18 protein-coding genes, 1 pseudogene and 1 riboswitch are annotated in these 25,100 nt (G+C 47.5%); of the genes and pseudogenes, 7 read left to right on the top strand and 12 right to left on the bottom strand.

From position 1 onward, the window contains the following. Positions 1 to 14: 14 nt before the first annotated feature. Positions 15 to 260 (bottom strand): Asr1405/Asl0597 family protein, encoded by a 246-nt coding sequence (locus H6F52_RS10220; protein ID WP_190429618.1) that lies wholly within the window; start codon positions 258 to 260, stop codon positions 15 to 17. A 320-nt stretch (positions 261 to 580) separates the two neighbouring features. Here H6F52_RS10220 and H6F52_RS10215 point away from each other — a divergent pair, with 320 nt between their 5' ends. Continuing rightward, positions 581 to 1,135: a Dps family protein gene (locus H6F52_RS10215; RefSeq protein WP_190415157.1), complete on the top strand. Its 555-nt coding sequence runs from the start codon at positions 581 to 583 to the stop codon at positions 1,133 to 1,135. A gap of 547 nt (positions 1,136 to 1,682) precedes the next feature. Next, positions 1,683 to 4,961 (top strand): carbamoyl-phosphate synthase large subunit, encoded by a 3,279-nt coding sequence (gene carB, locus H6F52_RS10210; RefSeq protein ID WP_190534279.1) that lies wholly within the window; start codon positions 1,683 to 1,685, stop codon positions 4,959 to 4,961. A gap of 599 nt (positions 4,962 to 5,560) precedes the next feature. On the opposite strand, the gene H6F52_RS10205 is transcribed toward carB, so the two are convergent. Next, complete coding sequence (locus H6F52_RS10205; RefSeq protein WP_190534277.1) at positions 5,561 to 5,788, bottom strand: hypothetical protein; 228 nt, start codon at positions 5,786 to 5,788, stop codon at positions 5,561 to 5,563. Between the two features lie 539 nt (positions 5,789 to 6,327). On the opposite strand from H6F52_RS10205, the gene H6F52_RS10200 reads away from it, so the two are divergent. Continuing rightward, complete coding sequence (locus tag H6F52_RS10200) at positions 6,328 to 7,047, top strand: pentapeptide repeat-containing protein (RefSeq protein WP_190429621.1); 720 nt, start codon at positions 6,328 to 6,330, stop codon at positions 7,045 to 7,047. A 218-nt stretch (positions 7,048 to 7,265) separates the two neighbouring features. Here the strand turns inward: H6F52_RS10200 and H6F52_RS10195 are convergent, their stop codons facing one another. Both H6F52_RS10195 and clpS read right to left on the bottom strand, forming a co-directional pair. Then, positions 7,266 to 8,099 (bottom strand): type II CAAX endopeptidase family protein, encoded by an 834-nt coding sequence (locus tag H6F52_RS10195; RefSeq protein ID WP_347276204.1) that lies wholly within the window; start codon positions 8,097 to 8,099, stop codon positions 7,266 to 7,268. A 42-nt stretch (positions 8,100 to 8,141) separates the two neighbouring features. Then, positions 8,142 to 8,423 (bottom strand): ATP-dependent Clp protease adapter ClpS, encoded by a 282-nt coding sequence (clpS, locus tag H6F52_RS10190; protein WP_190415151.1) that lies wholly within the window; start codon positions 8,421 to 8,423, stop codon positions 8,142 to 8,144. 383 nt (positions 8,424 to 8,806) lie between these two features. Here clpS and H6F52_RS10185 point away from each other — a divergent pair, with 383 nt between their 5' ends. Then, positions 8,807 to 9,700: an alpha/beta fold hydrolase gene (locus H6F52_RS10185; RefSeq protein ID WP_190534275.1), complete on the top strand. Its 894-nt coding sequence runs from the start codon at positions 8,807 to 8,809 to the stop codon at positions 9,698 to 9,700. A 60-nt stretch (positions 9,701 to 9,760) separates the two neighbouring features. Here H6F52_RS10185 and H6F52_RS10180 read toward each other — a convergent pair whose 3' ends face one another. From H6F52_RS10180 to ntrB, 6 genes and pseudogenes are all read right to left on the bottom strand, one after another. Continuing rightward, entirely contained in the window at positions 9,761 to 13,933 is a 4,173-nt protein-coding gene (locus H6F52_RS10180) for a CHAT domain-containing protein (protein ID WP_190534272.1), read from the bottom strand. A gap of 1,006 nt (positions 13,934 to 14,939) precedes the next feature. Beyond that, positions 14,940 to 15,347, bottom strand: a pseudogene (locus tag H6F52_RS10175) (CHAT domain-containing protein); the annotation flags it as partial. A gap of 649 nt (positions 15,348 to 15,996) precedes the next feature. Next, positions 15,997 to 16,749: a universal stress protein gene (locus H6F52_RS10170; RefSeq protein ID WP_190534268.1), complete on the bottom strand. Its 753-nt coding sequence runs from the start codon at positions 16,747 to 16,749 to the stop codon at positions 15,997 to 15,999. 135 nt (positions 16,750 to 16,884) lie between these two features. Beyond that, on the bottom strand, positions 16,885 to 17,724 hold the full coding sequence (locus H6F52_RS10165; RefSeq protein WP_190534265.1) for a nitrate ABC transporter ATP-binding protein: 840 nt from the start codon (positions 17,722 to 17,724) through the stop codon (positions 16,885 to 16,887). 114 nt (positions 17,725 to 17,838) lie between these two features. Beyond that, positions 17,839 to 19,245, bottom strand: a complete 1,407-nt coding sequence (locus H6F52_RS10160; RefSeq protein WP_190534262.1) for an ABC transporter substrate-binding protein — start codon at positions 19,243 to 19,245, stop codon at positions 17,839 to 17,841. A gap of 219 nt (positions 19,246 to 19,464) precedes the next feature. Next, entirely contained in the window at positions 19,465 to 20,319 is an 855-nt protein-coding gene (gene ntrB, locus H6F52_RS10155; protein ID WP_190415145.1) for a nitrate ABC transporter permease, read from the bottom strand. A 104-nt stretch (positions 20,320 to 20,423) separates the two neighbouring features. Next, positions 20,424 to 20,645, bottom strand: a riboswitch (cyclic di-AMP (ydaO/yuaA leader). 255 nt (positions 20,646 to 20,900) lie between these two features. On the opposite strand from ntrB, the gene H6F52_RS10150 reads away from it, so the two are divergent. Next, positions 20,901 to 21,182: a DUF1830 domain-containing protein gene (locus tag H6F52_RS10150; RefSeq protein ID WP_199300502.1), complete on the top strand. Its 282-nt coding sequence runs from the start codon at positions 20,901 to 20,903 to the stop codon at positions 21,180 to 21,182. Positions 21,183 to 21,350: 168 nt separating this feature from the next. Then, positions 21,351 to 22,628 (top strand): ATP-binding protein, encoded by a 1,278-nt coding sequence (locus tag H6F52_RS10145; RefSeq protein WP_190534352.1) that lies wholly within the window; start codon positions 21,351 to 21,353, stop codon positions 22,626 to 22,628. Between the two features lie 166 nt (positions 22,629 to 22,794). Here H6F52_RS10145 and H6F52_RS10140 read toward each other — a convergent pair whose 3' ends face one another. After that, entirely contained in the window at positions 22,795 to 22,962 is a 168-nt protein-coding gene (locus H6F52_RS10140) for a hypothetical protein (protein ID WP_190534259.1), read from the bottom strand. 352 nt (positions 22,963 to 23,314) lie between these two features. On the opposite strand from H6F52_RS10140, the gene H6F52_RS10135 reads away from it, so the two are divergent. Continuing rightward, the gene (locus tag H6F52_RS10135; RefSeq protein ID WP_190529352.1) at positions 23,315 to 24,577 is read left to right on the top strand and encodes a pentapeptide repeat-containing protein; all 1,263 of its coding nucleotides are present in this window, start codon (positions 23,315 to 23,317) and stop codon (positions 24,575 to 24,577) included. 197 nt (positions 24,578 to 24,774) lie between these two features. Here the strand turns inward: H6F52_RS10135 and H6F52_RS10130 are convergent, their stop codons facing one another. After that, a complete protein-coding gene (locus H6F52_RS10130; protein ID WP_190534256.1) occupies positions 24,775 to 24,930 on the bottom strand; it encodes a hypothetical protein in 156 nt (51 codons plus the stop codon). Between the last annotated feature and the right edge of the window lie 170 nt (positions 24,931 to 25,100).

Genomic DNA, 25,100 nt, shown 5'->3' with positions numbered 1-25,100 from the left:
GGATCGTTACTCGTCTACCAGCAGCGTTCCAGATGGCTCACTAACTCGCCGCGCGATGCCGTTAACTGCCTAACAACACTCCACAGCTGAATCGCTGCTGTCGTGTTGTAGACCTCAACCAGCAAGGGCTGGTCAACCGCACACCCACAGGAAATTCCTAACTCTCGCAAGCGGTAATAAACTTGCCACCGATCTGCTCGATTCACCTCAACAACCTTGCCGGTTTCTGGTTGTGGCTCAATTGGCTCTATTGGATTCATTCGTTCCCACAGACGCGAAAAATTAGCATTGTCTATAACTTCCTTGGACTCGCTAGCCTTTCCGAAAATTCCCTGACGTAGGGAATTTTTACAATTTCACCCTAGTTAATACATATAACTCAAACGACAACAATTCTCAACTAGCTTAACTAAAAATTTAATTGCTTGCGAGAAATAGGCAAGGATACAACTGAGGAACTAGCGCTTGCTGCGGATCGGGTCAAACTGGCTCAGACTATAGTGAGACACCAAAATTGGGTTAGCGTGATACACTTACTGCATTAGCAACAACCGTTGCTTATTGAGAGGAGAATACAACGATGTCCGAAACTCAGAGTGTATTGCGCTCCTTCGGTCAGGTTTATGACAATCCGGTGTTGCTGGATCGCAGTATCACCACGCCGGTTTGTGAGGGCTTCAACATTGCTCTAGCGAGTTTTCAGGCGCTGTACTTGCAATATCAAAAGCATCACTTTGTGGTCGAAGGTTCAGAATTTTATATGCTGCACGAGTTCTTCAGCGAAAGCTACGAACAGGTGCAGGGACACGTTCATGATATTGGCGAACGGTTGGATGGACTGGGTGGCGTTCCAGTAGCTGGCTTTGCCAAGCTAGCAGAGCTGTGCTGCTTCACGCCAGAAGATGAAGGGGTATTTTCTTGCCGCCAGATGGTGGAACACGACTTAGCCGCCGAGCAAGCGATGATTCAGCTAATCCGGCGTCAGGCAGGACAAGCAGAAAGTTTGGGCGATCGCGCAACCCGTTATCTGTACGAAACAATCTTGCTGAAAACCGAAGAGCGGGCTTATCATCTGGCTCACTTCCTCGCTAAAGACAGCTTGACCTTGGGTTTTGTCCAGACTACGAATAATTAGTATCTGCCTCTTGAATCCCGTTGAGGTAAGCTAGATGTAGCCTCGATATGCAGGCTGCTAAAATTTTCAGTACCTAACCTGTGGTTCTTTAAGACAGAGAGTAACACTAACTGAGCAGAGGGAAGATATCTTCTCTCTGCTTGTTTATTATGAAGTTGTAAAAGTTCTGATTTAAGTTGTAAAGAAAAACCCAGAAATTAATTTTCACCTTGTTGAAATTAGTTGTCAACTAACCTAAAAGGCGGATTTCTTGGCTTCCCTACATCATGGGAATGAGAACCGAAGAGTTCAGAATGGAAGGGCGGATTTGACGCGATCGCGGTAGAGACGCGATAACCTGGTCTCTAACATCGATAGCCTCGCTCAAACTGCCCGGTCAATGGGAGCTGGTTGTACCACGAAGACACTTGCCAGTTGACACAAAAGAAGTTGCAAAAACCTTTCCTCATCAAATCTTGGGCAAATTGGCAAAAACCACTACCAAGCACAGGGAAGAAAGCCTTTAAAATAATCTGGACTTAAAACAGTCACGCTAGGACAAACAACTATGCCCCGCCGCCAGGACATCCACAAAATTCTGTTACTAGGCTCTGGTCCAATTGTGATTGGACAAGCCTGCGAGTTTGACTATTCAGGCACTCAAGCCTGTAAGGCGCTCCGGGAGGAAGGATATGAAGTCGTGCTGGTGAACTCGAATCCAGCCAGCATTATGACCGACCCGGAAACGGCCGATCGCACCTATATTGAACCGTTGACACCAGAAATCGTAGAAAAGGTAATCGCCAAAGAACAACCTGATGCGCTGCTGCCCACAATGGGAGGTCAGACAGCTCTAAATATAGCCGTCACCCTTGCGAAAAATGGAGTACTGGAAAAGTACGGGGTCGAGTTAATTGGAGCCAAGCTACCGGCAATCGAGAAAGCCGAAGACCGGCTGCTGTTTAAGGAAGCGATGGCGAAAATTGGGGTAAGCGTGTGCCCATCGGGGATTGCTAGCACCCTCGATGAAGCGAAGGCGATCGCGTCCCAAATTGGCAGCTATCCCTTGATTATCCGCCCTGCCTATACCCTAGGCGGCACCGGCGGCGGCATTTCCTACAACCAGGAAGAATTTGAAGAAATGGCTCAGGGCGGTTTGGATGCTAGCCCAGTGTCGCAAATTCTCATCGAACAGTCGCTGCTGGGTTGGAAAGAGTACGAACTAGAAGTCATGCGCGATTTGGCAGATAACGTCGTGATTATCTGCTCGATTGAGAACCTTGACCCGATGGGCATCCACACTGGGGACTCGATTACCGTAGCACCCGCGCAAACCCTCACCGATAAGGAATACCAGCGGTTGCGGGATGCGTCGATTAAAATTATCCGCGAGATTGGGGTAGAAACCGGCGGCTCGAATATTCAGTTTGCAGTTAATCCTCTGACTGGCGACCTGATTGTCATTGAGATGAACCCCCGCGTTTCTCGCAGTTCTGCCCTGGCTTCTAAAGCGACCGGGTTCCCAATTGCGAAGATAGCGGCAAAGTTGGCGGTAGGCTATACCCTCGACGAAATTCCCAACGATATCACCAAGAAAACCCCGGCGTCCTTTGAACCGACCATTGACTATGTGGTGACGAAAATACCCCGATTTGCCTTCGAGAAATTTCCGGGTTCTCAGGCAATCCTGACGACGCAGATGAAGTCGGTGGGAGAAGTGATGGCGATGGGGCGGACGTTCTGCGAGTCGTTCCAGAAAGCATTAAGAGGCTTGGAAACGGGTCGCGCGGGTTGGGGATGCGACAAGAACGAGAAATTGCCAAGTTTGGAACAAATTCGTTCGGGACTGCGGACGCCTCATCCAGAGAGAATTTTCACCGTTCGTCATGCCATGTTGATGGGGATGACGGTAGAAGAAGTCTATGAACTGACGGGAATCGATCCGTGGTTTCTAGATAAGATGCAACAACTGTTGGAAACCGAGAAGTTCTTGAAGCGAAGCAAGCTGAAAGACCTGACAAAAGAAAAGTTGTGGGACATCAAGCAGGAAGGTTTTAGCGATCGCCAGATCGCCTACGCTACTAAAACGACCGAAGATGAAGTCCGCGACTACCGCAAGCAGTTGGGCGTCGTCCCCGTCTACAAAACCGTGGATACTTGTGCGGCGGAATTTGAGGCACTGACTCCTTATTACTACTCGACTTACGAGGAAGAATCAGAGGTATTGCCCTCAAATAAGCGCAAGGTCATGATTTTAGGGGGTGGCCCGAACCGGATTGGACAGGGGATTGAGTTTGACTACTGTTGCTGTCATGCAGCTTATGCTCTCTCCAAGCAAGGGTTTGAGACGATTATGGTCAATTCAAACCCGGAGACCGTTTCCACCGATTATGATACGAGCGATCGCCTCTACTTTGAGCCGCTGACGAAAGAAGATGTCCTCAACATCATCGAGGCGGAACAGCCAGAGGGAATTATCGTGCAGTTTGGGGGTCAGACGCCGCTAAAATTGGCTTTACCATTGCAGGAATATCTGCAATCCCACCCCGAAATCACCGCTAAAATTTGGGGAACTTCGCCAGATTCGATTGACACCGCCGAAGACCGAGAGCGATTTGAAAAAATCCTGCGGGAACTTGATATCAAGCAGCCAGCGAACGGAATTGCTCGGAGTTTTGAAGACGCCTTAGCGGTCGCGCAGCGCATTGGCTACCCCGTCGTGGTACGTCCTTCTTATGTATTGGGAGGACGGGCGATGGAAATTGTCTACTCTGATGAGGATTTGCAGCGCTACATGATGTATGCGGTGCTGGTGGAACCCGATCATCCGATCTTGATCGACAAGTTTTTGGAAAATGCGATTGAGGTGGATGTCGATGCGATCGCTGACTACACTGGTAAGGTCGTGATTGGCGGCATCATGGAGCATATCGAACAAGCGGGCATTCACTCTGGGGATTCTGCCTGTTCCTTGCCCTATACTTCCCTATCGGAAGCAGTCTTGGATACCATCCGTACCTGGACTATCGATCTCGCCAAGACCCTCAAGGTGATTGGATTGATGAATATCCAGTTTGCCGTTCAGGGGGAACAAGTTTACATTCTAGAAGCCAACCCCAGAGCCTCGCGCACCATCCCTTATGTCTCCAAAGCGACTGGAGTACCCCTAGCCGCTCTGGCGTCCCGAATTATGGCAGGTGCCACGCTGGAATCCCTCGACTTGACAGAGGAGGTACTGCCGCGTCACGTTGCCGTCAAGGAAGCCGTACTGCCTTTTGAAAAATTCCCCGGTGCTGACACCCTTCTGGGGCCAGAAATGCGCTCGACGGGAGAAGTGATGGGGATTGACGTGGATTTCGGAAGAGCGTTTGCTAAGGCAGCGTTAGCAGCGGGACAACGGTTGCCCTTATCTGGCACAGTGTTTGTCTCAATGAACGACCGGGACAAGGCGGCGGCGGTGCCAGTGGTCAGAGATTTGATCGAGTTGGGCTTTCATATTGTCGCCACCGTTGGCACGCGCAAAGTGCTGCGGGAACATGGGCTAGAGGTGGATGTGGTGCTGAAACTGCATGAGGGGCGTCCTCACGTTCTGGATGCGATCAAAAACAACAAGATTCAGCTGATTATCACCACACCTTCTGGGGAAGAAGCGCAGGCAGATGGACGCTTGATTCGTCGCAGTGCCCTCACTTACAAAATCCCTATGATCACGACGATTGCAGGTGCTAAAGCTACTGCGGCAGCGATTCGTGCCTTGCAGTCAGCTCCTTTGGAGGTGAAAGCCCTGCAAGACTATATTGGCATCCCCAACTATAGTGATGCCAAGTTGAGTCCAATCCAGGTTTAACCCTCCAGTCCCCTTTTCGGAATCGGGAAGGGGAGGGGCAAGGTCAGAGTGTATGGCATAAAAATAAGAACCGCTATAGATGCCAAACGCCCTTCCGGGAATCCCCCATGAATCTTAGGGGATTTTACCGAAGCGATCGCAAGGTTGCTTACCCAAACCTGTTCTCGAAGAAAACAGGTTTGGGTTCTTTCAAAACTAAGCCGAAATCTACGTAGTGGGATCGTATCCCTACTTCAGTTAGGACTTCAATCAGGTTTTGCAAGAGATAAGCATCCCCGTTCTTAAACCATTTCCCGTTCAAAATGTCAAGCTTGTCATCCCAGAAACCGACGCTGAGCTTTGACAATTTATTGGCAACCTTTATGAATTATTAGGGATAGGTATAAATTTATTGCCCTTCGTAAAGGCAATAGTTGGCAGCAACTGAGTTGAGATTTTTTGACATTCAGAAGAAATTACTACTTTGTTAAAGTGTCAGCAAATCGTCAGATTCGCCTTCTATCGAGAAGCGTGGATTCACAATTATTCTTTTATGCAATTTGATAGAAACTTGACTAAAAAGGCATTTCGAGCAAAGGGAATCTCAGTAGGCAAAAGTATTATAGGTTACATAGTAATTTCGCTTGGTGTTCCCCTGATGCAACTGAACCGATGCGATCGCTACATAGCGACTTCAATTGCAGCATATGCTGTCGGCTACGCAACACGATCGCTCGATAAGCGATCGCCCAAAGTCCCTCCAGCAGGTCGAGGTTAAATCTTCTTTCTCTGAGTCTGATAAATGTCTGCCCGTAACGATCCCAGCTATTTTGTTGAGGAAATGCCAACCAATAGAACTTTAGACAAAAACAACCGTAAAGTTTTTTCGAGCGAGTTCAATCCAGAAATCAAAATCCAAGTACCCAAGTATAAAAACATACTAAATATTGCTTTTGTTTTACTGGTTGAGAATCAAAATTTTTTTCTACAACTCATGCAGCTTCAGACATCTAGACGAAAAGGAGTTTGTTACTTTTCCATAACTTGATGAACCCTCAAATTCACGTAAATTTTAGTGGATATTTCCCCGGCGATCGCAGTGCAATGTTATTTTTAGAATGGGTTTACTTAAGCTAAATGATGTTGAGGTAAAAAATGCAATACTCAAATTCTAAAAAATCCCACCTAGAGATGGTTGATGAGGAGTCAACAGACAGTCTCGATAAATCCTTAGAAGCAATTTTGGCTCAACTAGAGCAAAATAACCAATTTGTAAGTGAATATCCGGATGTCGAGGAACTGGGGTTGAAGCATATTAGTCGTAACAAGAGGGCGGTAATAGAGAGAATGATTGCCCTCTGCCTATTCAGGTCCAAACAAAAGCCTAATGAAAGCCGGACAGAGTTTGAATGTGCCTAATGAGAAATCTCTCCAGCGACTGAAAGACTTGATCTTACACGTTGTAGAGGCAGATACAGATAACTTCCTTGAATTAGCAGAAATTGCTGGATTAAATCCCGTTAAAGATTTTGCGGGTGCTAATCTTAGTGGCGTTGACCTACATGGTGCCGACTTAAGCGGTTCGATTTTGCTGGGTACGCTGCTGCTGGGTGCCAATCTGATTGGTGCCGATCTCGCGGGTGCCAAGCTGAATAAAGCCAACTTGAATATGGCTGATTTGAGCGGTGCCAATTTGCTCAGTGCCAATCTCAACAGAGCTGACGCCATTAAAGTCTGTTTGATGGGTGCCAACTTGATTGGTGCTAACCTCAACAGTGCCAACTTACTATGTGCCCAACTCAATGAGGCTCAAATGATTGGAGCCGACCTTTGTCGCGCCAACTTAATTGATGCTTCCTTGTGTAGTGTCAACTTGAGTGAGGCGAACTTGAGTTATGCTATCCTGCGTCGTGCTGACCTGAGTAGTGGCACGTTGATAGGTGCAAACTTGATGGGTGCCGACCTAAGCGGCGCTGACCTGCGTCGTGCCAATTTGAGCGATGCGGATTTAGGCACGGTAAAAGTGGAAAAAGCTCGATTTGGAGAGAATACAGGACTTTCAGAAGCAATGAAGCGTGACTTGAAGCGGCGAGGGGCAATCTGGTAAGAATATTTGCGCTCGTCGTTGCTCCTCAAGAGCCGCTTACCGAATCCGCCACAACTAAGTTTTATAATACTTTTCGGTTAACCTCTCTCCAAAGAGTTTAGATGGGGGAGACACGCAGGGAAGTAGAGACTTCCGTTTGCCGATAAAGAGGGACTCTCCCACTCCAGAAGCCAGATTGGGTAATGCTATAGGTTGAGTCTAGGATCAATGGTTGTTGATTATTGGGGCGAGTGTAGTGAATGCGATCGCTTCCGCATCCCAAACGCCAAAACGCTCAAAAACACCAACCCGATTACCCCCGCCAAGGGATTTTTGTCCACACCAGTAATCCAGTCGGAAACTTGACCAGAAAATTGCACCAGATTCCCCACATTAATGATGTAGTATCCCCAAACCAAGCCAGCGTGCAGACCGATCGAAAGTCCCAGACGCCCCTTGCTTCCGCGCTTTGCCCAAACCAGGGTTAATCCCAGCAGCAACAACCCTGGAAATCCCGGCAAAGTCCGAAAAATCTCCCTCAGCGGCTTCAGAAAATGTAGCAGCGCAAAGATAAAAGCATCTGCCAAAAGAGATACACGGGGACGATAATCCCGTTCCAACTCATCTAGCAGCCAGCCTCGGAATACCAATTCCTCTGCAAAACCGATACCCAGCGCGCTCGCTAACCCTTCTAAAATCAGCTTGGCTAATGGAATTGTCGGAGGCTGCCACACCAGCCAACCCAATAGCCCCTCCAGCCCAAACAGACTGAAAGTAATCAAGACGCCAACACCCAGTCCAGAGAAAAGCTCTTTGGCATTTTGCCGCGTTCCTTGTAAACCATAGCGTCTCAGTAGCTGGGGTTGCTGATAGACTTTCTGACCCCACCACCGAACAAGCAGGAGAAACGCTGCAAACAACAGCCCCATCGCCAGGATGGTGACTAAGTTGGGATCTTTACTCAAGAGTAAGTAAATGGGTGCAGCCACCGGCAACCAGAGCAAGAGTAAACTCAGCACAAAACAGCCCAGCCGCGCCGGTGCCGGGTACTGGGCTAAACGGACAAAGTTTATTTTTAACAACCTCTTGCCTCTTACTTGTTGCCTGGGCGTATTTTATTCGTCTGGTTCTATGGTGCTGGTCAATCCGTGGTTGTTCAATGTTTCGCTATAGAACTCCGCATGCTCCAAGGCGCAAGTAATCACGAGAGCAAGCCCATTGGTATGAGCTTCCATCATGATACTGACAGCCTGAGGTTGCGTGATACCAGGCACCGTCGTTATCAAAACCTGCACCACGTACTCCATTGGGTTGAAGTCATCATTATGGAGCAACACACGATAACGAGGTGCGAGTTTACGGACTGTTGAAGGCTTTTGTACGGTTTCGACAGACACTGCTCTTCCCTCTTCGTTACTGATCTACGATTGATAAACGCTACTTGAACTCTCCCCTTCTCTACTCCGGATGTGATGCGAACACAGCTTGCGTACTACCATACGGAAAGCCGCTACGCGCCTACGTTACCCCATCTGAAGTTGGGTCGCTCAAGGCAAATGTTAAGATTCTAGCTGCTTTTTTTATATTACTCAATACTTATGCGTTCTGAGGAGGCGATCGCTCCAGCATTTCCCCTACGCCTGAGCAAAACCTTTCCTCAACATAACTAACGGGGATGCAGCAACCAAGCCCTTAGACAGAACTACTGAATGTCTAAGGGCATCCAGCCTTCCTGAGAAGCTAAAATAAAGAAGTTAACATTACTTAACATTTTTGTGACATGCAGGCAACCCCAGCAGCCTCTACCGTCCCCATTCCCGGCACTTATTGGCAATGGCGGGGGCAATCCATCTATTATGTACGGGCAGGACAACCGCAACCCGAACGCCCGCCCCTATTATTGATTCATGGCTTTGGTGCCTCTACAGACCACTGGCGCAAGAATATTACTGAACTGAGTCAGGATTTTGAAGTTTGGGCGATCGATCTGCTGGGCTTTGGTCGTTCAGCCAAGCCGGAGTGGGAGTATGGTGGCGACTTGTGGCGAGACCAACTGTATGATTTCATCACTAACGTGATTCGTCAGCCAGTTGTGTTAGCAGGAAACTCTCTAGGCGGCTATTGCGGGCTTTGCGTGGCAGCCCAACGTCCATCAGCCGCTGTTGGATTGGTATTGCTCAATAGTGCTGGCCCGTTCACCAATCTTAAGGTGCCGACTCAACCGAACCCTATCCAAAAAGTGATGGGTGAAGTCGTTCAGTCACTTTTTCGCCAACCCTGGGCTAGTTTTCTGTTGTTCCAGTATGCGCGACAACGTTCAGTCATTCGGAATACACTCCAGAAAGTTTATCTCGACCAGAGTGCGATCACCGATCGGTTGGTGGAAGAAATCTATCGCCCCTCTTGCGATCCCGGTGCTGCTCAAGTGTTTGCTTCTGTCTTCAGAACGCCTCAAGGCGAAAAAGTTGACGTTTTATTAAAGCAGATGCGCTGCCGGCTGTTGCTGTTGTGGGGAGAAGCAGATCCCTGGATGAATGCAAGAGATAGAGCGGAGCAATTTCGCCAATACTATCCTCAACTGACAGAGCATTTTTTACAAGCAGGTCACTGTCCCCATGATGAGGTACCAGAACAAGTAAATGCTCTGATGCGCTCGTGGGTATTAAGCAATTAAAAATTCAAAAAAACGCCAAATTAAAAATCAGAGAATGTTTAATTTGGCGTTTTTAATTGTTTACCAAGGATTGCCGATCATCGTAAACGCTGCCCAATAATAGGGATGAGAGAGTTTCTTCTCTCCTAACCCTGCCAACTCCGGAGGTAGCGAGATATCCTCTCTGGAAGTATGCATTTTGTTTCCCTCAATGCTTACTTCTCCATTAATCATCGATATCTGTGCCTGCCGTAGTGCCTCCGCTTTGATGGGGGCTTTTTTCAATTGTGAATAGAAACTGGTCATCAGTCCCAGCGTCCCTTCATCGCTGACGTACCACAGACTTCCCATTGCCGATTTCACCCCTGCTTGCACAGCCAATCCAGCAAAGCCCATCTCTGCCTGTTCATTGCCTAACGCTGTGCGACAGGCGCTCAGCACTAATAACTCTACAGGTGGATCGTTCCAGCCCATTTGCTTTAGCTGATTCAATCGCAGTTTCGTGTCCCATAGCTGAATGTAGGATTGGCTAGGAGGGCCTAATTCAAATTCGGCATGAGTTGCTAGATGGACAATCCCAAAAGGCTGCGAGTAGCGCTGAGACTTCAGATTCTTGAGGGTGAAGGCATCGTTAAGGAAGGCTTTGCCTTTCCACAGCTGGGGCGTAATCATTGACAACTCCAGGGGCACTGATGGTAAAGCGCTTTGTTCGGGAAACTTCTCTGCTCCCATTGCCAGAACTTGGGAATTTTTAATGTCTTTGAAGAGAGTATCCGTCAAACTAAGACTGGGCATCAGCCCCGTACTGTATTTCTCCACCAGAAACTTTTGACCATCGTGGAGAGCGGCAATCGGGATGGAGCGTAACCCACTGTCTGCGAGGAAGACCATATTCTGGATACCCCGCGCTTGTAAATCGGCTTCAATGGGTGCAATCATCCACTTATAAAGTTTTTGGGCTGGAGCCAGGTAAGCCTTCTGTCTTCGGGGGTTAATCACTTCGGCACGGAATTGATCGGCAACCTTGATTACTTGCGATCGCGTTGTCCCCGGAACCCGTTTGCGAATTGGTACACCATCAGAAGTCACTACCAATATTTCCAACTGGTCGCTATTGTTACGCCCTGCCCGATTGACCTTACTTAGGGAACTAGATTGCTGCACATTTTCTGGTTGATTTAACGGCTGTAGTGACTTAGTTCCATTGAAAGCCGTCGTATCTAGTAGGCTCGGATCGAGTGCAATCGTCTGGGGTACAAAAGTTACATAGATGAGTGCCGGTTTCACCCCAGTCGCTTTCTCAATTTTTTGCAAAATATTACGAGCCTCTACCAGTGTGGTTGTCTGAGAATCAACCTGCTGACCCAAATATTCCTCAAATTCACGGGTGAAGGATTCTTCCAGAACTGCAACAGATTCACTTGCATCAGTTTGTGAAGATGATTCCGCATCCACCTTTCGTGATGATGAATTTTCCTTGCCGGAAGAGGTGGAAACCGGATCGTTTCCTGAGCCGGATAAGTTATCTCCCTGACTTGTTCCGTCATCTCCCTTGCTTGCTTGATCGTTGCTAGGGCTGCCGGAGCCTGTGTTTTTGCCCGTGCCACCAGTGCCGGTACTACCGCCCCCCGTGCCACCGGAGGAGCCTGTGTTTTTGCCTGTGCTTCCACCCGTACCGCCAGAGGAACTTGTGTTTTTGCCCGTGCCACCAGTGCCGGTGCTACCACCCCCCGTGCTACCGGAGGAGCCTGTGTTTTTGCCTGTGCCGCCCCCCGTGCCACCGGAGGAGCCTGTGTTGCCACCCGTACCCCCGGATGAGCCGGTGCCGCTGCCACCTGTATTACTGCCCGTATCTATGCCGCCGGTACTTCCACCTGTATCTATGCCGCCCGTGCCGCTGCCACCTGTATCTATGCCGCCCGTGCCGCTGCCACCTGTATCTATGCCACCCGTGCCGCTGCCACCTGTATCTATGCCACCCGTGCCGCTGCCACCTGTATCTATGCCACCCGTGCCGCTGCCACCTGTATCTATGCCACCCGTGCCGCTGCCACCTGTATTACTGCCCGTATCTATGCCGCCCGTGCCGCTGCCACCTGTATTACTGCCCGTATCTATGCCGCCCGTGCCGCTGCCACCCGTATCTATGCCATTCGTGCCGCTGCCACCCGTATCTATGCCACCTGTATTACCGCCCGGATTTGGGGCAATATCTGTACCTACCTTGGTAGGTTGGGCAGATCCCGTAGATCCCGTGTATTTTATGGGGGCTGCTGTACCCGTTGTTAAAGTAATCGTGCCATCAGTGCCTTGACCGAACTTTCCATTACCGGAAGCGCCCGCCGTTATCTTGTTATACGTAATGCTACCCTTCGCAGTTAACGTTACATTCCCACCATCGTTGGGGCCACCTGTAGCTTTCGTTATGATGTTGCCAGTTTTAATGTTTCCGTCTTGTGCGGTCAACGTTACACTACCAGCACCGCCCATGTTGCCCTTAACAGAAGTGTTAATCTCTCCAACAGTTACATTTGCGCCTGTAATGGTTAACGCTCCCCCGGAAGTTGTGATGGATTGCGATTGATCCATTGAAAAAGACCCGGCACCATTTTTATCCGCGTCGGCAGTAAAGGTAATCGAGCCACCAGAAGAAAAGTCCAGCGACACACCGTTGTCGATGGTAATATCATTCGTTGCTTGTAGTAAGACATTACCAGTCTGATTTTCGAGTAAGCTCTTGGAGATGGTGAAGTCTACCTCATCCCCTCCATCAGCCGATAAAATTTGCCCTGCTAAGTCTCCTGTAGGAGTATCGGCACTGAGTTGATCGTCGTTCGTACCACCTGTATTGACTATCTTGATATTCTTTGGATCGAGCAGAATGGTACCGTCTACCCCGTTAGGGGCACCTACATTGACCTCTCCTTTAAATGCCAAGTTTTCCTTGCCAGATACCTCGACGAAGCCACCATTACCTTGATTAGTGCCGCCACTAGCACCGATTTTGCCATAGAAGCCAGTTACTTTGTCTGCCCAGACGATGACATGACCACCATTTCCGTTGAGCAAACTGTCAGCATTGATCGTAGAGTCACTGCTGATGTATGTATGAGAGGCAGTGGGAATGGTGCCTTTCCCCTGAAAATCCCCTCCAATGAGGACAGTGCCGCCACCATTGGTGCCTGAAGCGTTAACATTGCCACTAACCAGCCCGACTTTGTCGCCCAAGACCTGCGCCGTGCCGCCAGTCTGACCTGAAACGTTGAGACTGCCAGAGGCGATCGCAGTGCCTGGATCTGTGGGAATGCTAACCCCAGATCCCGTTAACACTACCTGACCATTGCTGTTGACTGTTAGCCCAGTGGCACTCCCGGCACCGCCTCCCGTTAACAGTTCTGGGATGGAAGCAACTGGCAATGTCCAATTTTCCGGCTGGCTACCGGCTGCTGCTATGGGTTGAATTTCTAAGCTTAGTAGATTCCCTGGTTGACTCAGGCGTACTATGTTCTCACCAGGTACGGCTGTTAAGGTGATATTACCGCCAGGAGCTGTCAGGGTTCCAGTATTTACTACGGTACCACCCAGTAAAGCAATATCCTTTGCCGCGCCTACACTCAGATGCCCTGCGTTGATAATTGCACCGGGTTGAGCGTTGGTGAAGGCAAAGGCGTTGGGTTCTCCCCCCAGGGCAGCATAATTATTGTTACCAGATGCATTGAACCAGTTGTTGCCAAAACCAATTCCTGTAGCAGTGGTGGCGATGAAGCTTCCGTTTACATTTAAGCTGGCGTTGGCACCCAATACAATGCCAGATGGATTAATTAGAAATAGATTGGAATTGCCATTCGTAACTTGGAGCAGACCGTTAATAAAAGAGGGGTTTCCGCCAGTGACGCGACCCAATATATTTTTAATATTTTGGTTTGACAGAAAATTTGCAACTTGGTTGGCGTTTAGCCCAAACTCGGAGAAACTGTGAAAAAGGTTTGCCCCATTACTGGAGGTTTTTCCCCCAGTAATGTCGAAACTGTTGCCATTGGTATTGACAATGGTGTTCGTGCTGTTGGTGGGGTCTTGATCTGGCACAATTTGTGCCTGCGCGATCGCCCAATCGACGCCTCCTGGAGCGATCGCAGGCAACATCCAAAAGGCCAAGGGTAAAACTAAATATTTTATCCTTTTTCCTTTTTCTTTTTTCACTTTAATATAGCTTGCCTTCAGCAATAGACTGATTTCACATACAGCGACTTTCATTTGCCTAATTCCTGGGAAGAAACACGTCGCTCGTTGCCACTTCTGGAACTGTCACCCCAGCTTGTGTTGCAGGTAGCAGGTAGCCAGATACTTGGTAAGAATGCACCGATTTTTTTTCTACTCTCAATTAGAAAAGTGGCGAGGCGGCAAAAAACCAAATTTAGATTGCCCTGCCTAGCCTTATCTCCAAGCTATCCTCAAAAAGCAGATTTTAGGCACTTTCAATGCATTTATTTTAACAAGATGTGTTAATGCACTTTTCTCTCTACAGCTATATAAAACCCATAGGCGAACGCATTCCTTTTAGGGGATGGTAAAATTATTTTTTCTATAAAACTAATTGGCTGTAACACTGTTTGAGTTTATGCCAATCGTGAAGTGCCAATCATCGCCAAAACGGATGAGTAGGCAAATTTCGATTCTCCACTTCGGGCAGTTCAGTCGGCAACATATACCCTTCCGGAGTATACCCCTTTCTGCCCTTAAACGTACCCCTTTCCTTTAAACGTTACCGCATGGGTCGATGATAGCCCAGGGCTTTGCTGTACCGATCCGAAAAGTCTGTCATTCATTTGGGAATTTTCCGAGATGAATGACAAAGAGTCGCTACCGCTTTTGCTAGCCCCTACATGCTGAGTTCGAGGATTTCCGCAAGAATATGACCTTATCTAAATAAAAACGCGATCGCGCTCTTCAGATGCACTTTGTGCAATACTCGCCCCAATTCTTCTAGAATTCACAATCCGATGCACGAGCTTCTAGGTCGAGGATTGCTGGGAGTTAAGTCGGAGAAATGAATGAAACCCTGTCATTCGTACGCTGGTAAGCCACTCCGTGTAGATGAGTTCTCCGCGTTGGGGGCGTGGCGTTTGAGGAACGCAACCCACAACATTGAGAAGAGTTCGATGGGTAACGCTTAGTAGCTCTACCCTTCACACAGATAATTATGGGTTGGGGAGAGATTAACCGAAAAGTATTGACTTCAATCTTACTCAAATATTTCCCTTCACTGCGCTTCGCCGATCAGGGTAAATACCGCCCAGTCTAATGGGTTCAGGTATGTTTTCAGAGTTTTTCACATGGCACTTCGCAGCGCAGCGGCTCTGTCTGGATTTCCCTGGAGATTATTATAAAACTTCGTCATTAGGAAAGAAGTGGGGGCAGCAGGGATCGCCCATAATGACACTTGAACACTAGGAACTCTAGCGGAAATAAAAACACGAGACAGCCTGATGACGCCATCGCCTGTAATCCGACCTCTTCCCGTGTCAAAAGCACTCAAAACCACCAATTCGGCTTTTAAAGACGAACTGTGCGGTGTGTCGAAGGCAGTTCGCTCCGATCGTGCGTACAAATCCAGTATTTCACCCGCCGTCAGCAAACCACTATCTTTCCCGTCTGATGCAAAGGCGAGCCTCCTTTCGGGAGGAGCTAGCGCTATCTACGTTTAATTCTCCAACCTTTTGTGGCTTTTAATCTTATGAAGATTTGGCTAAAAATCTTTCCTATCCCTGAGCTAGATGCGGGCTTTCAGGGTTTAATTGCTTTTATGGATCGGTTCAGGGGAGTTGTTCCCACAGCTCTTGAGTCAACCGATTTCCACTTTTCCTCTGCCTAGAGTGACAAAAGAGCGATAGTGTGGTTTGTGATGTACTCCATCTGATTCAGTACTAATTTTCAGAATTTCTTTTTCAGGAGCCGATAGTCGGCTTGAGCGATGGTCGGCTTGGGACGATAAAAAGGCAAAATGCTAAAGAAAGGAGCAATTTTCTTGATGCATTTGCCTTTTTATTTTTGTTGTAGGTTGTAAAATTATCCGCTTGTGTTCTTCGCTTCCTTTGCATCTAAAGCGAAGAATAACGCATCCGCAGTGCTATGCGATCGCTAACGGAGTTTTTTAGAAGAGACTCTCTTCACAAATCAGATAGAAGTGCAATAGAAACCTTTTAGGCGATCTCTAATTGTGCTTTTTCAGGTATCGGGAAAAGGTAGAAACAAATCAAAATTATTTAAATCCCGATGGTTTTCCTCTAATTTCCTATGTAAAAATTTCCGCTCAACGATTAAACTGATTGGAAATCTGAGGAACAACTTGAAATATCCGGTGAATTCAAGATGCTGGGAATACCCAACACCGCGCAAGGAAAATTAGAACCTAGTTTCTGAACGATTGGATGATTGGCAGAGGTACAGCCCAGCAACAATAAAGTCGCAGCTTCTGATTCAACAACTTTTCTGAGTTCTGTAGAAATGCAACCAAACCGTAGATGAGCTTTGAAAGAACCTCTCCATTCTTCAGCCAGACAACGGGCTTGCGATAGGATACGATCTGCTTGCTCAAAAGGATTCGTTTGATAGAAAATTGCCCTCAAATAGGAAGGATCTATCTCCGTTATTCGTGTGCGTGCTTCTAGTTCCACAGGGGTAGGTTGAGTTAAAACAGGTGTGGCACACTTTCTTGTCGATGCTTCTAGAGACTCTAGGGGAAACTGTTGGCTTAAAGGGCGTCTAGCATCACCCCTGTTACAGATATGTGGACAATGGCTGCTTTGCTCTTCATCGACAACGTAAACGACTTGAACCGTGACTTGCGCCTTTGTAACTAACCGGGTTTGATGGGCAATCCATAGGGCAAGATCCAGAGCGGTTTGACTGCTAGGAGAGCGATTATAGCCCACGACTAAATTGATTGATTTAGCAGCGTTAGCGCGTTTGGAAGTGGGGGAAGCTGGCTCTGGTAGTAATACCATTTGTTCAACTACATCCTGACGACCCATTGCGCTTTCAAGACGGGCTAACATTGACTTAATATTCACAAACTCAAACCTCCTGAAGTAATTAGGCTAGCTTTGCAAGAACTTAAGTAAGGGTTTTAATGGGTTAGAAACGCAATAGAGCGTGTTTCCAGTTCAGTTGTTTTTTCTTTGATAAACAGTTGACCAATGGCTCGTCTACTCGTCGTGATTGAAATATTCATCGAGGAAGTTCAAAGCGTGGTTACGCAATTCAAAATACTCGCGGGAGTTGCGGAGGGCTTGGCGATCGCGTGGATGCTTAAAAGGCACGTCCAAAATTTCCCCGATTTTCGCGTGGGGGCCGTTGGTCATCAGTATAATTCGGTCAGACATATACAGCGCTTCATCTACATCATGGGTAATCATCATCACCGCCTGCCGTTGGTGTTCCCAAATATGCAATACCTGCTGCTGCAATTTGCCCCTCGTTAGGGCGTCGAGTGCCCCAAAAGGTTCATCCATTAACAACATTTTGGGGCGAATTGCCAAGGCACGAGCAATCCCCACCCGTTGCTTCATCCCGCCAGAAATTTCATCAGGATATTTGTCAGCGGCTGCTGTTAAATTCACCATTGCCAAGTGTTCGTTCACAATGCTAATTTTTTCAGCACGGGAGGCATTTTTTAGCACTTCATCGACCGCCAGACGGATATTTTCTTTCACCGTCAACCACGGCAGCAGTGAATAGTGCTGGAACACCATCATGCGCTCGGCACCAGGTTTACGAATTTCTTTACCTTCTAATTGCACGGAGCCGGAAGTCGGTTTTTCTAACCCAGCAACCATTTTGAGAAGCGTTGATTTGCCGCAGCCAGAGTGACCAATCACGCAAATAAATTCATCTTCACTCACACTAAGATTAATGCCATCCAGAACAACAAATTCACCTCCATCGGCTGTGGGATAGGACTTGCAAAGATTTTCTATTTCCAGAAATCCAGTGCGGTTGACACTTTGATTATTGGCATCCGTTGAGAATGAGGTGGATTTAGTCATATCATGCTCCTTCTGGGGACGAACTCTTGAGAATTTTAAAGGTATGAACGAGGCTGGCTTTTGCCAAAAAGTAAAACTCAGCCGAGCCGTTTGAACAGTAACAAGTGCAACTAATTAAGATAAGAAGAAACGAGCGGGACGGTTTGCCCGAATCTCAAACCCATTGATATATCCAACTGGATCGCTGGGGTCAAAACCTTTCTTATCAATAAATACTTCCGGTACTTCAACTTTGTAATCTTCTTGGGGACACTCAATGCCCATTTCTGTGGCAATTTCTCGATAGAGATCGGTTCTCCAGCCTTGTTTGGCAAGTGCTTCTGCATTCTTTGGAAATTCTTTGATTTGTCCCCAACGAGCTGCTTGAGTCATTAACCAGAGACTTTCAGATTGCCAGAGAAATGTCGAATGTTCTCCTGGACGTTTGGGAATGTTGTCAGGGATATCGAAGAAGATTGTACTGTCCTCGGCTTTCGCAATCCGAGCTTTACCATCAAAACCGCCATAATTGTAGTCGCCAATAATTGCGGGACGAGTAAATTTGGGTTTAGCACCTGTAAAGGAACGCTCGGAAATAAGTGTTGCTACTTCTTCGCGGTTTTCAGGCTTGCTGCAATACTGGCAAGCTTCAATCATCGCTTTGACGAGGGAACGATAAGTTTTGGGATTTTTTTGGATGAAAGATTCCATCACACCCAGCAGTCGATCTGGGTGTCCCAACCAAATTTCTTTGCCTTGAGCGAAGGTAAAACCAACACCTTCATTTCCGGTAATTGCGCGGGTATTCCAAGGTTCTGCCACCATGTAGGCTTGCATCGCTCCTATCCGCACGTTCGTCACCATTTGCGGTGGGGGAACGATGATGACGCGAAACTCTTTCAGGGGATCGACTCCGGCGGCGGCGGATAGGTAGCGGACGAAGTATTCGTAAATGGCAGAACTGAGGACAACTGCCCAAACTCGTTGTTCTCGCGGCTGCTTCTCAAAGTAGCTGCGGAAATCCTTCCCAAATGCTTCTAAATCGCCGTTATACTCCCGCCAGGGACGCAAACCTGCTTCCCACATTTTCCGGTTCATCGTCATGGCGTTACCGTGTCGGTGAATGGTCATGGCGGCGCAGAGAGGGGCATGGCGTGCGCCTTCAGCACCGATTCTGGCGTTGGTGACGGCACCAGAGACTACGGGGGCGGCATCAGTGCGACCAAAAATTACGCCGTCACGAGAGGTTGCCCAGCTAGCTTCCCGGTTAAGTTGGACGTTGAGACCGTACTTGCGGAAAAATCCTTTTTTCCAAGCGATCGCAAACGGCGCACAATCATTCACCGGCACATAGCCAACAATCAGATCGGGTTTTTCTAACGATCCTGGCTCTACGACTTGTTTGATGGATGCGGATTCTTCAGTGAGTCCTTTCGCTGAGCGATCGCCGCTAATCGCACAAGATGATAGTGCCATTCCTGCTGCTGTGGCACCCATACCCTCCAGAAATTTTCGTCGCGTCCAGTTTGTGGTGTCACTCATAATTCGTCCTTGCGATCCATTTCCACTCAGCTCAAGCCACTAGGTTTGAGCCATTACTGCTCATGAGTTCTCTGAAAAAATTGACGCCGTAGGTACTATGTCTCTCAACCCACTCGTTTGAGCAATCATCGTTACCACGACGCCCGTGAGTCTCGCTCACACTAGCGATTTCTGTTAGAGCAGAATCATCCCTACTCAACAGAGGTTTACAGAAAATTATTAGACAGAGGTTGCCCTAGGGCGACGGTGAGTAACCAAAGCTTCAACTTTGCCTAGGGCGTAGTCCAGCAGTAGTCCTGTCAGCCCAATCACTACCACTGCCAAAAATACTGAGCTTAGGTTTAAGCGACTCCATTCATCCCACACAAAAAACCCAATCCCGATGCCGCCCGTGAGCATTTCTACAGCGACAATGACCAGCCATGCAATCCCCAAACTAATCCGTAAACCAGTAAAGATATAAGGCAAACTGGCAGGCCAAATAATCTTGGTAATTCGTCGCCAGCGGGGCATTTCTAGCACCCTTGCCACATCGAGGTAATCTTTGGAAACGCTAGAAACACCGAGAGCAGTATTAATAATGGTGGGCCACAAAGAGGTAATGAAGATAACAAAAATTGCTGACGGATCTGCTAGGTTAAAAATTGCTAAAGCAATGGGCAACCAAGCTAGCGGCGATACCGGCTTGAAAATCTGAATTATGGGATTGAGTGCCATCATTGCTTGCTTGGACATGCCAATCAAAAATCCAATGGGAATGGCAACAACTGCACCTAACAAAAATCCCAGCAATACTCGTCGAAGGCTTGCCAGTAGTAACCAACCAATCCCTAGATCGCCAGGACCCCGTCGGTAAAAGGGGTTCAGAATGTAGTCTAAATTCTTGACGAACGCCTCTGGTGGGGTGGGTATTAATTCATGCTTGAAAAGCGCAACAATCCACCACAGAACGATAATTCCTAAAAAACCAAGGGCGGGGAGGACGACGACATCCCGAATCAGAACGGGTTTTGCCCGTTTCCAGGCTACCTGTCCAGCAACTGCAATCGCAGACAAATTCAGCTGCAATATCATTATGAAGCTCCTCAGAGTCACTCTTCAGGTACAAAAAGTAGAGCAGTACCAGCCGGGACACTGACAAGTTCAGAACATTTCAAAAAATGAAAAATGCTGACTCTTCAGTCTCCTCTCAATGCCTACGAAGTTAGCTGACGGGCTAGAGCTGAGAGATGCTCTTCTCTAAGGGATAAGGGATGAAGGATGAATAAACAGTTTTTTATTCCGCCTTACACCTTTTGCCTTACTCCTGGCAGAGATACGCCCCATTAATTGGTTCCTCCGTTCCAGCGCTTATACAGAGCGATCGCTTGCTAAGACGCTGAATTAGGCTGACTTACTCGGATTAACCGATAAGTTTAGCACGCCTTTTTAAGACAGTCCACCTTTCCGAAGACATAGCTTTCTAGCGATCGCTTCTCCATCAAATTCACAATAGTTTACGAACTTTTTGAGGCATTCTAGTGATGTTTGTATTCTCTACTACATCTTGCCTTCCTTCAACCCCATCTTTAGGTAGAAGCCGCTTGAAGCAGTCGAAGTTTATATTATCTATCTTGTTAATCAGCCAATTTTATCGTTCGTTCAAGGCACCCAATATGATGTCAGTATTCTCCTCTTTGGTTTCTGAACCTTCCGAACAAATACTTTGTTTTTATACAAATTGCACAAATAAGATTCAAATTGTTAGAGTTGATAATACTCAAGACTTAAGCTTTGAACGGATTGTTTTCCCTGGTCAACGTTTATTGTTTAAAGCCTTACTAGACTCCCAACTAGAAATACATACTAACCCAACAAGAATTTTTACTGAAAACTTAGCTTTAATAGAAGTAATTCCCTGCGCTAATCTCCGCGTACAGGAAGAAATGAGCGCCTGAAAATGAAGTTTTTAACCCTTAGGGTGGCTTTTGATTAAAAACATTTTAAGAGCTTATAGCCGAAGTATTTGGGCGCGAAAACAAGAAGGAAAAACAAATTAGCTACTCCCCAAGCTAATCTTAGTCTATGGAGAGCATTTGTAAACGAGTCAATAGCGCCAAAAAATGATGGATTTTAGTCAATTACTGATCGATAAATCTGCCACGATTGTAGAGAAATGGATTGAAGCTGTCCGTGCTGATAGTCGAATTGAGACCGCAGCAGAATTATCTTACAAGGGTTTGCGCGACAGCCTCCCCCGTGTCCTCAAGGCATTAGCGACTGTACTTTCTAAGTTTCAAGACAGTGATGTTCAGTCGTTAGTAGATGCAAGTTTAGAACATGGTATACTTCGGGCTGAACAAGGTTACGATCCAGTAGAAATTGTCCGTGAATACCGAATTTTACGGGAGACAATCGTTTCCACCTTAGAGGGAGAGTTGCTAGACTCATCACCGATTGAGATAATCCGAGTCATTCGTCTGATTGATACAGTAGTGGATGAAGCGATCGCTCAATGTTTTAAAAGCTATATGGATGAGCGATTGCACGAACTCCAACAGCTGCAAAGTCAGTTAAAATTGACCAATCAAGAATTAACTCGTTTGCTTCGGGCGAATAAAGATAACCTTTCTCATCTAGCCCACGAATTGAAAACTCCCCTTACTTCCATTATTGGCTACTCAGATTTATTTTTGCGCCAACAACAACGGAAGCAGGAGGAGAGTGATAACCTTCCGAATCTAGAACACATTGAGAAAGTGCTACGAAATGGACGACAGCTACTTCGATTAATCAACGATGCGTTGGAAATCTCTCGCTATGAAGCGGGGAAAATGAAATTGCAGCCATCTGTAACAGATGTACGCTCTTTAATTCAGAATATCCTGGAAATGGTAGAACCTTTGGCGGATTCCAAGGAGCTACAGATAATCGTTGATTACGATTCAGCTAGCGCCGATAGCTGTGCTGCTCTTCGAGAAGGACTACACCCAACATGCGCCCCCGATCGGGTGCTGACAGATCCGCTGAGACTACAGCAAATTATTACTAATCTCTTTAGTAACGCGATTCGTTACACCGACTCTGGAACGATTAAATTAAGGTGCCAAACGCTATCAGATAAAGAGTGGGCGATCGCTATCAGCGATACGGGAATCGGCGTTCCTCCAGAAGACCAAGCTCGTATATTTGAACCCTACTTTCGCTCTATTCCCCAAGAAAAGTCTTTCCTTCCGGAAAGTACAGGTTTAGGATTAGCGATTGTCTCGCGGTTGGTAAAATTATTACAAGGAAGAATAGAGCTAGTTTCACAAGTAGGCATTGGCTCCACCTTCACTGTCATTTTACCGTTAGCAGTGAATACTTCTGAGGAAATCGTGACCCCTTCAACAACCCAGGTATAGCACTTTCAACTAATTTTTAAAGATGAAACCCCAGACTCCTTAGAACAGTCTGGGATTTGAACTCTAAACTCGGATCATATAGCGATGAAGCCTGTTTTCGGGAAACAACTGCTAGTTTAGGGTCAAGCAGACGACCTGCAAGACTCTCCAAAATTCTTGAACCCCTTCAAAAGCCGTAGGTGCCCGTGCGGGAGCGTAGGTGCAGCCTTGGAGAGTCAATAGAGCGAAACACTGGCTGCTGTTGGGGGTGCATCCACTTCAACCCAACCCAGACGCAAAGATTGGTCAGCCAGCCAAGACTAACCACCTGAAATTCTCGAAGGGGTGGAGTCACGATTGAGCGCTAGGTGAATTGGAAACAGGAGGAATTTGACAAGCAGAAAACTGAGTGTTGCGATCGCTCGTAAACTTTACCATGCGATTTCTTTGCTAGCGTATGCCGCGATCGCTCGGCGGCTGCTCATCTACCTTCGATCGGCAGGCGAGTGAAAAGTTGTACTTCGCGTATGATTAGTAATCAGCTGCTCAGCACTGGGAATAATAACTTAAGAGTTGAAAGCGGTTATTTTTAAAGTGCTGAAAAAACAATTAAAAACATTTCCAGAAAATCCGAGCGGGGAAAAACCTATTCGAGCTGACTTGAATAGCCAATACCTAAGGGGGCACAAACCCAGGGGGCATACGCCGTGATTGTAGACTTGAAAGAAACTGAACTCAGGGGAGCTTTTCTCAAAGGGAAGGAGCTGAGGGGAGCAGACCTAAGAAGGGTAAACCTCAGCGAGGCGAACCTCAGTTATGCAGATCTCATAGAAGCAGACCTAACAGAGGCAAACCTGAATGGGTCAAATCTAAGTGGAGCCTGTCTCAATTTAGCAAATCTGAGCGAGGCAGACTTGACGAAAGCAGACCTGAGTGGAACCACCCTGATTGGAGCAGATTTAACAGCAGCCAACTTGAGCGGAGCCAACTTGAAAAAGGCGAATCTGGTTGGAACTAATCTGGAAAATGCTAACTTGGCTGGAGCGAACCTGGTAGGAGTGGACTTGAGCGCAGCCGAGCTAAAGGGGGCTATCCTACAAAAGGCTGTCTACAATCAAGAGACTCGATTCCCTCCAGACTTTAACCTTCAGGAAGCGGGGGCTTACTTGATTGCCTCTGGCACTTTACTCATCGGCGTCAACCTGAGTGAAGTCGATCTCAGTGGAGTTTATTTAAAGTCAGCCGACCTGAAAGCAGCAAATTTGATGAGAGCAAATCTGGTCGGCGCAAATTTGGAGAACGTTAACTTGGCGGGTGCCAATCTGGTTGGAACCGATTTGAGTAAAGCCAAGCTGAGGGGAACCATTCTAGAAAAAGCTGTCTACACGCAAGAGACTCAATTTCCCTACGAGTTTGACCCCAGTGAAGCTGGAGCTTACTTGATTGCTGCGGGTGTATGCCTGCCTGGGGTTAATTTGAGCGGAGTCAATCTGAGCGGAGCCGACTTAAGGGCGACCAATCTGCGAGGGGCAAAGTTACGAGGAGCAAACTTGAGAGGGGTAGACTTAAGCAAAGCTAACTTGAGGAAAGCTGACCTGGATGATGCCAACTTGAGCGGAGCCGACTTACGAGGGGCGGACTTTACGGGAGCCATTTTGAAGCTGGTGAACTTCAGCGAGGCGGATCTAAGAGGAGTAGACTTAACGCGAGCCGACTTGAAGGGAGCCAATCTAAGTAGAGCCGACTTGAGAGGAGTAGACTTGACGGGAGCTAGCTTGAAGCAGGTGAACTTAAGTGAAGCCGACTTGAGGGGGGTAGACTTGACGCGAACGGATTTAAGGGGAGCCAACCTAAGTGGGGCAGACTTGACGGATGTGGATTTGAGTCGGGCGATGCTCAAGGGTGCCGACCTGACAGAAGCCAACGTTCCGCAAGAAAATTTCTTTAACTTAGAAATAGAGGCGCGATGAAGCTTAAAGCGATGTGCGATGGATGTGCGATGAATAGAGGGGCGAATAAATAATCGGAGTATTCACCCGGAGACGATATCCATTATTTTTTCTTGCGAGTCCAAAGATCCGTGAACATCATGGTCAACCCGCCGATAAAAATTGCGATCGCCATCCCGCCTGCCGTAACATTCATCCAATCAATATTTTCCATCTGATTATTCAGCCGTTTTTTTGAGCAACGGTACTAGATTAGCAACTTTGGCATCCAGACAAACATCCCCGCCCAGAAAAGCGCGAACTAAGCGAACATTAAAGGTTCTGTAACCTGCTGCTGGCAAGTTTCGCTTGCGTGCTTGCTGGTGCGCTTTCAACCGTCCGGTGCAAGATGCGAACTCAAGGGACTTATTTTGCTCAAAGCAGTCTTAGACCTAGTAGTTAACCACGATAGTTTTGACAGATAAACAGGGATCGGGGAAACTGGCTAAAACCCAAAACTTCCGATGCCAGAAAAATATACAGTCACGCTCAGCAACGAAGAACG

This window comes from Coleofasciculus sp. FACHB-542, from assembly GCF_014695825.1.
Classification (GTDB): domain Bacteria; phylum Cyanobacteriota; class Cyanobacteriia; order Cyanobacteriales; family FACHB-T130; genus FACHB-T130.
The sequence above is the reverse complement of the archived record's forward strand: the minus strand, read 5'-3'. Positions and strand labels throughout refer to the sequence as shown.

Coding starts and splice junctions, on each gene's coding strand:
- H6F52_RS10200 (WP_190429621.1), top strand. CDS start 6,328: ATGAAAGCCGGACAGAGTTTGAATGTGCCTAATGAGAAATCTCTCCAG.
- carB (WP_190534279.1), top strand. CDS start 1,683: ATGCCCCGCCGCCAGGACATCCACAAAATTCTGTTACTAGGCTCTGGT.
- H6F52_RS10150 (WP_199300502.1), top strand. CDS start 20,901: ATGATGTCAGTATTCTCCTCTTTGGTTTCTGAACCTTCCGAACAAATA.
- H6F52_RS10180 (WP_190534272.1), bottom strand. CDS start 13,933: ATGAAAGTCGCTGTATGTGAAATCAGTCTATTGCTGAAGGCAAGCTAT.
- H6F52_RS10160 (WP_190534262.1), bottom strand. CDS start 19,245: ATGAGTGACACCACAAACTGGACGCGACGAAAATTTCTGGAGGGTATG.
- H6F52_RS10145 (WP_190534352.1), top strand. CDS start 21,351: ATGGATTTTAGTCAATTACTGATCGATAAATCTGCCACGATTGTAGAG.
- H6F52_RS10165 (WP_190534265.1), bottom strand. CDS start 17,724: ATGACTAAATCCACCTCATTCTCAACGGATGCCAATAATCAAAGTGTC.
- H6F52_RS10185 (WP_190534275.1), top strand. CDS start 8,807: ATGCAGGCAACCCCAGCAGCCTCTACCGTCCCCATTCCCGGCACTTAT.
- H6F52_RS10220 (WP_190429618.1), bottom strand. CDS start 260: ATGAATCCAATAGAGCCAATTGAGCCACAACCAGAAACCGGCAAGGTT.
- ntrB (WP_190415145.1), bottom strand. CDS start 20,319: ATGATATTGCAGCTGAATTTGTCTGCGATTGCAGTTGCTGGACAGGTA.
- H6F52_RS10215 (WP_190415157.1), top strand. CDS start 581: ATGTCCGAAACTCAGAGTGTATTGCGCTCCTTCGGTCAGGTTTATGAC.